Consider the following 12,323-nt stretch of genomic DNA (forward strand, 5'->3'; position numbering starts at 1 on the left):
CAGGCCCAGCCGGAGCAGCAGGTCCGACAGGAGCAACGGGTCCAGCGGGAGTAGCGGGCCCAACAGGAGCAACAGGCCCAGCGGGAGTGGCGGGTCCAACAGGAGCAACAGGCCCAGCGGGAGCAACAGGTCCAGCGGGAGTAGCGGGTCCAACGGGAGCAACAGGTCCAGCAGGAGTAGCGGGTCCAACAGGAGCGACTGGGGCAACCGGTCCAGCGGGAGTAGCAGGTCCGACAGGAGCAACAGGTCCAGCGGGAGTGGCAGGCCCAACAGGAGCAACAGGTCCATCAGGAGCAGCCGGTCCAACCGGAGCGACAGGCCCAGCCGGAGCAGCAGGTCCGACAGGAGCAACGGGTCCAGCGGGAGTAGCGGGCCCAACAGGAGCAACAGGCCCAGCGGGAGTGGCGGGTCCAACAGGAGCAACAGGCCCAGCGGGAGCAACGGGTCCCACAGGCCCAACGGGAGCAACCGGTGCAAGTGGTTTACCATCTGTAACTGCTATCAATTTCGATCAGCCAACTACTACGGCACCTGTAACAATAGGAACAGAAACGACATTAAATACAGTAACTCTTGCTGTGACTGGGAATAACAGGATTAAAATTGATACTTCTCAGCAGCTGGCATTTGTTATTGGTTTGAATTTGTCTTACAATATCAGCTTTAATATTCTTATCCGGAGAAATGGGACATTGATTGCGCAGCAGACTGTTACTAGGTCTGGAGCTGCAGGTATTCTTGGTGCTACTGAGAGATTTAATGAATCTTTCTCTTATGTAGATAGTCCTCCTGTAGCAGGATCCAACACTTATACTGTAAGTATTTTAACTACAACTACAACTTCTGTTACAACTGTTACGTCGGAAATTAGATGGACTAACATTACCCGTTTCATTCAATGAGAACCAAAAAGAGGAATAGGAAAATTTTATTCCTCTTTTTTAATGAGGATTTACCGCTCAGACTCAAAATTGTCATTTACTGTTGCATATTACATATTATGTATTCTTGCATTTAACAAAATACTGCATATTGTACGAGACAGATAGAATAAATATGAGGAGAGGTGATGTAGATGCTCAATATTATTGAGGATACAGTGCGTTTCCCTGAGGCTTTAGAAAAAGGGAGAACTATTACTAGAACGTATAAAACCTACCCCTATCGTGTTTATCAAGCAACCAGTGTTCTAAGCGGCATTGATTATGGATTTTCCGACGAGGAAGGCATGTTTTTTAGGAGCACCATTGACACAAAGACGCAAATTGTCAATCCATATGAAGTGAAGGTAAGTGTAACGTTTGGATTTCGTTCAAGGGAATTCGATAAAAGAACAGATGCAACTATTAAATATTCTGTTTTCATGCAGTTTATCAATTACTGACGATAGTATCCATAAATGATTATCATAAAAAAATGAAAAAAACAAGTAAAACACTGGATATTTTACTTGTTTTCTGTACTTAATTGGTGGATTCTTTACGTGGTGCAGTTGAATGCACCGTTGAATAATTTCTATTTACCGTTTTTCTTGTTAGTGAAAAGAGTGCACATAATAGAGAGATGATAACAATAATGCCACCAAACCAAGCTGTTTGGGAAACAGTTCCGGTTTGTGTTAACACAATACCGCCAAATCCAGAGCCAATAGAAATTCCTATTTGAAGGGCGGAATTATTAAAGCTTTGCTGAATGTCAGATGTAGCAGGGTCTGTTTGTATTAAATAGCTTTGCTGAGGTGGTGCAAGACTCCAGCTTAATGCTGCCCATATCATCATGACAGGTATGAAAACTATTAGTGAAAATGTAGTGAATGGTACTAAAAATAAAATAACAGCAAACGCACTGATCACGGCGATAATGCTTTTAGGTGCTCCGAATCTATCAGAAAGAATCCCTCCAAATGCTCCGCCACTTACTGCTGCAATTCCAAACAATAAGTAACAAAGGCTGATCCAATTCGCATTAAGATGCAGCTCTGTTTCTAAGAACGGAGTGAAGTAGGCATAAAGTGTATAATGTCCTGCTAGCATAAACATCGTGGCAAGGTGGGCACTGCCTATTTTGAAACTAGCAACTGCTTTAAGCTGCTGTGTTAGTGGTATAGTGTTTTCACCAGGAATTTTTTCTAAGAAGACAGATATTAGGATGAAGGAACCTATTGATAATATTGCAATACCAAGGAATATGATGCGCCATCCAAAATTAGTGGCAATCAATATTCCCAGTGGTACACCCATGACAAGTGATGAGCTAATACCCATATAGATAAGCCCTAATGCTTTTGCTCTATGCTCTGGTGACACAACCTTTGTAGCAATTATTAATGATAATACAACAATAAGAGCTGTACTCATCGCGGTAATGATTCTTGCGATCATCATGAAGGTGAAATTGGGACTAATATAAGTCAAAATATTCCCAAGAAAGAATACTGATAAAGAAGCAAGATATAATTTTTTTCGTTCTATTTTACTTGTTAATACAAGCAGCACTGGCCCTGAAATAGCATAGATAAGTGCGAATATCGAGATTAATTGGCCGGCAGAGCTTATGGAAATATGAAAATCATCAGCGATGGTTGGCAATATACCACCTAAGATTAGTTCAACTAAACCGACAGCAACAGTTGATATTGCGAGGATAATTACTTTTAAATTCATATTTACATCCTTTCTTTAATACATATAATGAATTTTTTTACAACAAAAAAATCCTGATTACAAAAAATGAATTAATTTCATTTTCTGTAATCAGGATTTTAAGGTTCCTGGTAGAGACCCTCAAGCCATATTCTTGAGGTTATACAGGTAATATTATTCGTTGTATGAAGTACCTTAGTTAGTCTACTAGGTTTTCTGTGGATTTTCAAGTCTCATTTTTTGGCATTGCTAATTTTAATGGAGAATTGGTAACTAAGGGATGGAATAATAGAAAGCAATAATACACTATTCAAACTAGAAAAACATTTTCCTGTTTTTTTGTGTGAAAGTAGTTAATGAATGTTAAATTTAGCTAGAAAAAATTCACATGGGAGAATATATAATCTCATTGTCTTCATACTAAAAAATAAAAGTATTAGTATGGTGATATAGATATGAGTTTTGAAAGATGGTTTCTTATTGGCTTTACCATAATATGTATCATTTCGTTGTTTAAATTTGTGCCAAAGTATAAAAAGCGAGATGCATGGGTGTTATTTTTATTTCTTCAGCTTATCACTTGGCCGGCAGGACTGTTTACTGTTGAACAAGGGTGGATTGAGTATCCTATACAGCTGCTTCCACAAACTAACGAATATAATAAAACCAGCTTCTCCTTTGAATTTTTCTTTTTTCCTGTCGTAGCCATTTTTTTTAGCTTATATTTCCCACGAAGGAAGAATTGGAAGATTATATTATTATATTACGTAGGTATAGCTGGTTTTTTTACTATCCTGGAAGTGTTTTTAGAAAGGTATACTGCATTGGTTAAATATAAGGAATGGACGTGGTATTGGTCCTTTATAACTGTCGTGATTTCACTTGTCATCAATGACAGTTGCTATAAATGGTTCAAAAAAGGATTTAAACCAGGTACAAGCGAATGATAAATGCATTAATTCTTATCAGCTCTTGGTCATTGTCCATTTGTTTATTATGGCTGTTTATTCCTAGAAAACAACTGAGATATTATGTGATTACTTTCTTATTTTCTTCAACAGTTGCTTGGGCATATGAATATGTACAAGTTTCCTTTGGGCTAATAGAATTTCCTTTTAGAGAGTTTGAGAAGGCTTCGAAAATGAGCTTTTCGCTTCATTATGCAGTCTATCCTACTTTTTGTGTCTTTTATATTTTATATTTTCCAGTAAGCCAAGGGAAAATGAAGAAGCTTTTACATACTTGCCTTTTTAATTTACTATTAGCCTTATATACTTTCCTGTTAAATAAATATAGCTCGTTAATTGAATTTAAGTATTGGAACTTTTTCTATAGTATTGGCATAAACTTTATCCTATTATATAGCATAAAAAGGTTTGCTTTTTGGTTTAAAAAAGGATTGAACGAATAAGCTTAGAGCATTGTACACTAGGCTTATTTCTTTATGAAAAACTATAAATTTCCTTTGCGTTCATTTGGATACAGGAAATATAATAAAAGGATGTAATATCTTTGTTGAAGTATATATGTGTTATAGAAGCACAATGTCGTTAAAGGTGGATAGTTGAATGGTTTTGCAAAAAAATATATTGAAACAACCTGGTGTATTTCAAAGCTTTTATAAAAATCATCCTGACGGAATAGTATTTTTGGATGAAAATGGACGAATTATGGAAGTTAATGAATCAGCTTTGAATATGTTCGGTTACACAAGGGAAGAGCTGCTTGAGGATTTGGATCAGCTGCTGAATTGGTCGAGCCTGATTTCTGCTGGCATTGGTGTTTTTAGAAGAGAAATGGCGATACCTCATAAAAAAGGAAATCTTCTTTATGTTAAATTGACTTGTATGCCACTGATAGACAATGAAAAAGAATGCGGAAAAATAATCACTTTGGAAAATATTACCCAGTACTATAAACATCGCAAAGGTGTTTTAAATATCCACGAAATGTTTACACTCATTTCCGAGAAATCTCAGAATATTATTTCAGCTTTTACAAATGATGGGGTATTTACGTATATATCTCCGACAGTGAATACACTTCTTGGCTATACACAAGAAGAAGTCATAGGACAGCCACAAGTGCTTTTTAATCATCCTGATGATTTTAAGAGACTAAAGGATGTTCAAAACACCTATATTATTGATCAAGATACCGTGCGATTTACAGGGCGTGTTCTCCATAAAAACGGCGAATATCGCTGGTATGAAACAACGGTAGAAATGATTCGTGATGAGTCTGGCGAAATTGTGGAAAAAATATGTGTTGGTCGCGACGTAACAGACCGAATTGAAGCTGAAAAGACCATTTCACACTTAGCTTATCATGATGCTGTCACAGACTTGCCGAACCGCCGCTTATTTAAAAAGGAAGCGGAGAAGCTTCTACAGGAAAGTAAATCTAAAGTTCACTGTTTAATGTTACTAGATTTAGATGGATTTAAGCATGTGAATGATAACTTTGGACATGAAATAGGTGATCTACTCCTAATTGAGGTTGGAAAAAGACTGACAAATGCTGTTGGAAAAGCAGGCTTAGTAGCTCGTTGGGGTGGAGATGAGTTTACAATCATTTGTGGAAATATTAAAAACAAAATAAAAGTTCACTGTTTAATAGAAAAGATAGAGGCTGAGATTGCAAAGCCCATTTTAATTGCAGGAAATCAACTTTTTATTGGTGTCAGTATTGGCTTCGCTTTAACTACAGAATTTGGCAGCACGATGGAGGAGCTTTTGAAAACAGCAGACGCTGACATGTATCGAACGAAAAATAAACGGAAATAGAAAAAGAACTAAGGCTGTCGCAGAATGGATAACATGATGCAACAGCCTCATTCTTATTTAGAAAGACTAAAAAGGAGAAACTATGAATATCATCATAACAAATATACATAAAGAAGAGGCTTGGGAAATTAGGCATAAAGTGATGTGGCCTGATAAAGAATTTGAATTTATTAAGCTGGATAATGATGAGTCAGGCATCCATTATGGATTATATAAGGATAACCAAATCGTTTCTGTTCTCTCCTTATTTGTTACCAATAATGAAGGGCAATTTCGGAAGTTTGCAACACTAAGCGAAGAGCAGGGGAATGGTTTTGGAAGTGCACTATTAAATTATGTAATTAAGGAAGGGATGAACCTAGGTTTAAAAAGGATATGGTGTAATGCTAGAGAACAAAAGGTTGGTTTTTATCAGAAATTTGGCATGCAAGCAACAGGAGAAGGCTTCATAAAAGCAGACAAAGAATACATAATAATGGAAATGACCTTAAAATAACGTTTAACTAACTCCTATATAAAGGATAGAGCGCCATTAGTTGGAATATAGATAATAGGGTGATTTTTATGATTGGAGGCGTTAGAATGAAAAAAGAGGATAAGGAGAAGGAAAACAGTAAAATAGATACGGACGATGGCTGGAACAGAGCTGTTTATGGAAGTCCCACAATAGGCGGTTTTATTGTTGTAGCAATTATTATTGGTGTCATCATCTATAATATCTATTTATAATTATCCCTCTTTTTTACATGATGGTTCTACCTATGGAGTTCACAAAAAACCTAGTTTGTTTTCTTCATTATTAATTCCCTGTCGTTAAAAACTAATAATCTATGAATTAATACATATTTGATAAAAAAATCGCCTGCCTTGCCGAAATATATAAAAGGGAGAAACTACTTGCTGACGATAAAATAAATTCAATTACAACAAATTCGTCATCAATCGACAAATTGTGATAGATTTAGAGTATAATTGTGGAATGATTTCCAGCTTAAATAGCGAAAGTAAAAATACTAGTCGTAGGGTAGCCAAAAATAACGTTTAACATAGGAAAGGTAGCGAAAATGAGTATAATAAAAGATTTTTTGTTGCAAATGACTCTTATGGTTTTACCCATTTTCATATACTTTACAATCATTACAGAAAGGGTTAAACATGATCGAAATAAAACCATTCTGATGACTGTTTTCTGGGGAATTTCCATCCTGTTATGCATGTCCTTTCCACTAAATTTTGGGCACGATTCCAGATTAGATATTCGTATTATTCCATTATTGTTTGGAGCATTATACGGTGGGTTCGGGCCAGGTGTGTTTCTAGCAGCATTAATTATCCTTTATCGGCTTAATTTTGGGGGCATAAGTATTGGATTTTACAATACGGTGCTTGTTTTGGCAGTTACTTTACCTGTTATCCTGTTTTATCAAAAATTATTTATGCACTCTCGGAAATATAAAAGAGTTTTGATTGCCGTTTTTCTTTCCTTCTACTATTGTTTTGTTGGATTATCCTTATTAGGGATAATAAAAGGATTCTCCTTCGATGCGATAAAAGTGCAAGTTATTCATCTGATTTTTGTAGTCGGAGTCACTTGGTTTTTTGTAATGCTATATGAAACAATCCGAGAAATTCAGCAGCTTCGTTTAGATATTCAAAATGCAGAAAAATTGCGTGTTATTAGTGAACTGACGAGTGTTTTTGCACATGAAATCAGAAACCCAATGCAAGTTACCCGCGGATTCCTGCAACTACTTGACGACCCCGACATTTCAGAAAGTAAGAAACAGTATATCAAAATATCTATTGAAGAGTTAGATCGAGCAAATGATATCATTAATGAATTTTTATCCTTTGGAAAACCAACTGTAGATAACAGTACAAAAATTAATGTTGGAAAGCAACTGGAACAGGTAGTGAATATCCTTGAAAACTTTGCATTGAATTATGATGTAAAGATAAAAAAAGATATTCATGATAGCTGCTGGATATTTGCAAATCCACAAAAACTGAATCAGTCACTAATTAATATTTTAAAAAATGCAGTTGAATCAATGCCGAATGGCGGAAATGTTTGGGTTGCTTGCATGTCTACAGAAGATGGCTTTATTAAGGTTATGATAAAGGACGAAGGCATTGGCATGACAAGAAAACAATTAGATAGTCTTGGTTCACCATTTTATTCCTTGAAGGAAAAAGGAACAGGATTAGGAATGATGGTAAGCTATCAAATAATCCATTCTTTTAAAGGCAAAATCAAAGTAAACAGCAATCAAAATATAGGAACAGAATTTACTATATTGTTCCCGCAATTACCATGAATTAGTTGCAAAACAGCTGCTGTGAGCGGCTGTTTTTTTTGTGTAATGAAGCAACAATTTCTTTATCATTTTGGCAGCAACTGACAAGTATAGACAGAGTTTAAAAATGTATAATTTCCAACATATTTTTAGTTAACCGCTCATAAGTATCTTGTAACCGTTTTCATTAATTATGAGGAGGTATTTTATGAGTAAAGTTAATACGTTTTTAGAAGAAAAAGTAATGCCGGTTGCAGCGAAAATTGCAGAGCAAAGACATTTACAAGCATTAAGAGACGGTATTATCCTTGCAATGCCCCTTATTATTATCGGTTCCGTATTTTTAATTTTGGCTAATTTGCCTTTTCAAGGGTATTTAGATTATCTAACAGAGCATCCGAAGCTTAAAGCAAGCTTGCTTTATCCATACAGGGGAACATTTGAAATCATGGCTTTAGTAGCCACGTTTGGAATCGCCTACAGGTTAGCGGAATCCTATAAAGTCGACCCATTAGCTTCTGGAGCTATTTCACTTGCTGCCTATTTTGTTGGTACACCGTTTGTTTCCTATGTTATTGGTCAAACACCTGAGGGAGTTGATATAGTTGAAACAGCTTATCAAACAGCCCTCTTCACAAGCAAAGGATTATTTGTCGGGATGGTTATAGCTGTTTTATGTACAGAAATTTATCGGAAAATTCTGCAGAAAAATATCGTAATCACATTACCTGATGGAGTTCCGCCTGCTGTTGCTAAATCCTTTACGGCATTGATACCTGGTTTTTTTGCGATCGTTGTTGTGTGGGTTTTACGCTTATTAGTAGAAAATTTTGGAGATTTTGGCAGCTTGCATAATATTGTAACAGTCCTGTTACAAGAACCACTAACACGAGTTGGAACGAGCTTTTTAGGGACGATTTTTATTTTCTTCCTCATAACGCTTTTATGGACAACAGGATTGCATGGGGCTAGTATAGTTGGTGCAGTCATGACCCCAGTTTGGCTCACTTTAACGAATGAGAATGCGATTTCGTTTGGAGCTGGGGAACCAGTGAAGCATATTGTCACAGATCAATTTAATGACATCATCTTTATTGGAGGATCTGGAACAACCTTAGGCTTAGTATTTGCCATGTTATTTTTTGCAAAAAGCCAACAAATGAAGCAGCTTGGGCGTTTAAGTATAGGACCGGGAATCTTCAATATTAATGAACCAATTACTTTTGGGATGCCGATTGTTCTTAATCCATTAATGATAGTTCCTTTTATATTAACACCAATAGTGTCTGTAATTATCGCTTATGTATCAATGGATATAGGACTTGTCGCCAAACCGATTGGCATTGTACCACCTTGGACAATGCCACCTATCATCCAAGGGTATTTGATTACCGGCAGTATTTCTGGAGCGATCCTTCAGCTTGTAATCATCGTGCTTTCCTTTATTATTTACTTCCCGTTTTTTAGAATTTGGGATAAACAGAAGGCAGAGGAAGAGAACAGCTTGGTCAATACGGAGAAGGCTTAATATTATAGGAATAATACAGGATGCGTGGCAAAATGCCACGCATCTTTCAATTATGAAAGTATCAGAGGTTTATATGTGGATAAGCCAGATGTATAAAGGCATTATTGTAACTGAGGAGGTGGTGGGAGGAGAGCCAGCACCTTAAGGTTTTCCAGTAGAAGTTGAAAAAATCGGTAGAACCTATTATCTATTTTCCTTATGTAAAAGTGGATGATCTATGTATCCATTATACTTAGCTTATAAAAAATTTACGCACTCATAATAAAATAAAAAAGTTTCTTTTTATTAGGGTAAAAAATATTCTGATTACCTAGAATAAGAACGGAATTAGAAAAAAAACCTTACGAGGCAGCAATCCAGTAATAAATGAACTTTTTAAAATAAAAGCATTGTGAACAAAATGTACTGGGGCTTTAATCCAGTTTGGATATGCTATTTTTGTTCTGGAACGGTAGTTGAGGAAGGTAGTGCATATCTTAATTTTAAAAAAGATAAAACTGGGATGAAAGTGAAAGATTTGATTACAATTGTTTCACTTTAGGGTTAATAAAGTTGTTTATAAGCTTAGTCACCTATTAGTGAATAATCATGTAAAACTAAGTGAAAAATTTAAGCATATCTGAAAAATCTCAGATATGCTTCCGTTTTGATCAAAATGTAAATATATCTGTTATCTGATTCCGCGTTGTTCTAAAGCAGTTTTTTTACCCTTGTTTTTTCGTTTTTCTGTTTTTTTTGCAGGCATAAAGAAGGTAACAATTAACGCCACAAAAGATAAAACTAACATAAATAAATAGGCACCACTTGAACCATAGATTGATGCTAGCTTGGCTAATTGCACAGCTGAAATGTTTACATTTTCAATAGATAACTCAGAAGCATGTGAAGTGGATAGAGTGGAATAAACTGTGATGACAACTGCTGTCCCAATAGCACCTGCTAATTGTCGAACGGTATTATTTACAGCTGAACCATGTGAACCTAATTGTCTTGGTAAAGCATTCAACCCTGCTGTATTTAAAGGCATAGTAATAAAACTTAAACCAATACGTAAAATACAAGTGCGAACCATTAAATACATATAGCTTGTGGATTCGGTTAGATCTATTACTCCCCACATGGAAATAATGATAAATAATAAACCTGTAATAAAGAGTGGTCTAGCACCGTATTTATCATACATTCTACCTGTCACCGGTGATAAGAAGGCATTTATCACTGCTCCTGGTAATAAAAGAAAACCTGCCTCTAAAGCTGTAAAACCTCGTCCATTCTGTAAGTAGAGTGGTAAAAGGATTAAATCCGCATACATAATCAATGTAATTAAAATATTGATGAACGATGTGAGAGTGAAAATTTTATACTTAAATACAGATAAATTTAATAAGGGATCGTTGGATTTTATTTGACGTAAACAGAATAGAGTTGTAACAATAGCTCCGACAATAATTGTCGTTAGAACAATGGAATTATCCCATCCCTTGCTTCCTGCACTACTAAATCCAAATAAAATACTTCCAAAACCAATCGTTGATAAAATGACACTTACAATGTCTAATTTCGCTTTTGTTGTTTCTGCAACATTCGTTAAATATTTGAATGCAAGAACAATGATGATTAATAGAAATGGAGCTAATCCAATAAATAGCCATCTCCATGATACATATTCAAGAATAAAACCAGACAATGTAGGAGCGATGGCTGGTGCAAAGATTATTGCAAAGCCAATTGTTCCCATAATACCTCCACGCTTTTCACTTGAATATAAATATAAAACAACGGTCATCAATAATGGGATAATAATGCCTGCACCAATGGCTTGAATCATTCTTCCAGTTAACAGTATGGCGAAATTTGGAGAAAATGCACAAAGTATAGACCCGATTAATAAAAAGAACATTGAGCTAATAAATAACTGCCTTGTTGAAAATCGTTTCATTAAAAACGCCGTAATCGTCACTAAAACTCCGTTTACTAACATATATCCTGTTGATAGCCATTGTACTGTGGCAGCTGTTACATCAAATATGTCCATGAAGCTACTCAATGCAACATTTAAAAGTGTTTGATTTAAGGTTGATAAAAAACAGCCTGCTATCAGAATAATTAATATTATTTTTTTGCTTTTCTCTGTGATTTCCTTATTCATTCATAAACTCCTTTATTATATACTTGTTTTATCAACAATGTGTCGATGAAAATTATAATAACAAAACTAATTCTTCCTGACCATGAACAGTTTTTTTAAAACTGTTCACTAATCAACACAGAATATTTATTGTGATGAGAAAGTCAAAAAAAATCGATAAAGGAGTTTAAAATGTCTATAAAAAAAGAAGATCCTCGTGCTATTCGTTCAAAAGAAATGTTTAAAAATGCTGTCTTTTCGCTTCTTTCAGAGGACCACACTATTTCGAATTTAACAGTACAGAAAGTCGCAGCCAAAGCAGGATTAAACCGGACAACATTTTACTTGCATTATCTGGATATTCAAGATTTGCTAGCGCAAATCACCGGTGAGATTCTAAATGAGCTTTCGGATAGAATTGTTGATTTGATACAAGCAAAAGATTTATCGGAAAAACAGCAGCTAACACAAGTGCTCGATTATTTATATATCCATCGAAATTATTTACTTATTTTATTTAAAATGAATCAATTTGAGGAGCAATTGTTTTTATTATTAAAGCAACTACTAGAAACAAGAAGGAAGAATACAAAGAAGGAACTACCAGCTAATTATGTTGCGATTGATATTAAAACAGCCTCATTGGTAGGAATCATCATGTGGTGGATCAAGCAGGGACTTCATTTTAGTTCAGATTATATAGCAAATCAAATTTATTTAATGTACAAAGTGCAATGATTTCGAATTCAATTATCAATATGAAAGAATCTCTAGGAGTAAATAGTATTTTGTAGAAATTACTAAAACTATAAGGGGCTTTCTTATATAATAAGGAAAGCTTTTTTCTTATGTTGATATTGTGACCGTTTAGTAGAAGAAGGTATTGGTACATAAATGGTTGAATTATTTAGTAAGGAGATTATTACAAAGAGGTTTGCTCTT

Annotated in this window: 12 protein-coding genes and 1 riboswitch; of the genes, 10 read left to right on the forward strand and 2 right to left on the reverse strand. The window is 35.4% G+C overall.

Annotation, left to right across the window (positions count from 1 at the left end; all coding sequences use genetic code 11):
- Together EM808_RS20655 and EM808_RS20660 are read left to right on the forward strand one after the other, a co-directional pair.
- Positions 1–902: collagen-like domain-containing protein (locus EM808_RS20655; RefSeq protein WP_205685885.1), on the forward strand; the 902-nt coding region annotated here is incomplete at its 5' end.
- Between the two features lie 173 nt (positions 903–1,075).
- The gene (locus EM808_RS20660) at positions 1,076–1,384 is read left to right on the forward strand and encodes a hypothetical protein (protein ID WP_127740333.1); all 309 of its coding nucleotides are present in this window, start codon (positions 1,076–1,078) and stop codon (positions 1,382–1,384) included.
- 79 nt (positions 1,385–1,463) lie between these two features.
- Here the strand turns inward: EM808_RS20660 and EM808_RS20665 are convergent, their stop codons facing one another.
- Entirely contained in the window at positions 1,464–2,663 is a 1,200-nt protein-coding gene (locus tag EM808_RS20665; RefSeq protein ID WP_127740335.1) for an MFS transporter, read from the reverse strand.
- Between the two features lie 67 nt (positions 2,664–2,730).
- A riboswitch (purine riboswitch) is annotated at positions 2,731–2,830 on the reverse strand.
- Between the two features lie 267 nt (positions 2,831–3,097).
- Between EM808_RS20665 and EM808_RS20670 the strand changes: the two genes are divergently transcribed.
- The 7 genes from EM808_RS20670 to celB all read left to right on the forward strand — a co-directional run bounded on the left by EM808_RS20670 (position 3,098) and on the right by celB (position 9,253).
- Positions 3,098–3,589, forward strand: a complete 492-nt coding sequence (locus EM808_RS20670; RefSeq protein ID WP_127740337.1) for a CBO0543 family protein — start codon at positions 3,098–3,100, stop codon at positions 3,587–3,589.
- Entirely contained in the window at positions 3,586–4,053 is a 468-nt protein-coding gene (locus EM808_RS29825; RefSeq protein ID WP_412973753.1) for a CBO0543 family protein, read from the forward strand. Before EM808_RS20670 ends, EM808_RS29825 begins: the two co-directional genes overlap by 4 nt.
- Before the next feature lie 157 nt (positions 4,054–4,210).
- Positions 4,211–5,428 carry a sensor domain-containing diguanylate cyclase gene (locus EM808_RS20675; protein ID WP_127740339.1) on the forward strand — a complete coding sequence of 406 codons (1,218 nt, stop codon included), beginning with the start codon at positions 4,211–4,213 and terminating at the stop codon, positions 5,426–5,428.
- A gap of 82 nt (positions 5,429–5,510) precedes the next feature.
- Positions 5,511–5,924 (forward strand): GNAT family N-acetyltransferase, encoded by a 414-nt coding sequence (locus EM808_RS20680; protein ID WP_127740341.1) that lies wholly within the window; start codon positions 5,511–5,513, stop codon positions 5,922–5,924.
- 86 nt (positions 5,925–6,010) lie between these two features.
- Complete coding sequence (locus EM808_RS28720; RefSeq protein ID WP_164849733.1) at positions 6,011–6,157, forward strand: hypothetical protein; 147 nt, start codon at positions 6,011–6,013, stop codon at positions 6,155–6,157.
- A gap of 335 nt (positions 6,158–6,492) precedes the next feature.
- Positions 6,493–7,746: an ATP-binding protein gene (locus EM808_RS20685; protein ID WP_127740343.1), complete on the forward strand. Its 1,254-nt coding sequence runs from the start codon at positions 6,493–6,495 to the stop codon at positions 7,744–7,746.
- A gap of 187 nt (positions 7,747–7,933) precedes the next feature.
- Positions 7,934–9,253 (forward strand): PTS cellobiose transporter subunit IIC, encoded by a 1,320-nt coding sequence (gene celB / locus EM808_RS20690; RefSeq protein WP_127740345.1) that lies wholly within the window; start codon positions 7,934–7,936, stop codon positions 9,251–9,253.
- Positions 9,254–9,923: 670 nt separating this feature from the next.
- On the opposite strand, the gene EM808_RS20695 is transcribed toward celB, so the two are convergent.
- The gene (locus tag EM808_RS20695) at positions 9,924–11,402 is read right to left on the reverse strand and encodes a DHA2 family efflux MFS transporter permease subunit (RefSeq protein WP_127740347.1); all 1,479 of its coding nucleotides are present in this window, start codon (positions 11,400–11,402) and stop codon (positions 9,924–9,926) included.
- Between the two features lie 171 nt (positions 11,403–11,573).
- Between EM808_RS20695 and EM808_RS20700 the strand changes: the two genes are divergently transcribed.
- Positions 11,574–12,119, forward strand: a complete 546-nt coding sequence (locus EM808_RS20700) for a TetR/AcrR family transcriptional regulator (RefSeq protein WP_127740349.1) — start codon at positions 11,574–11,576, stop codon at positions 12,117–12,119.
- Positions 12,120–12,323 lie beyond the last annotated feature (204 nt).

The sequence above is a fragment of the Niallia taxi genome, assembly GCF_004005475.1.
In the GTDB taxonomy this organism is placed as follows: domain Bacteria; phylum Bacillota; class Bacilli; order Bacillales; family Cytobacillaceae; genus Niallia; species Niallia taxi.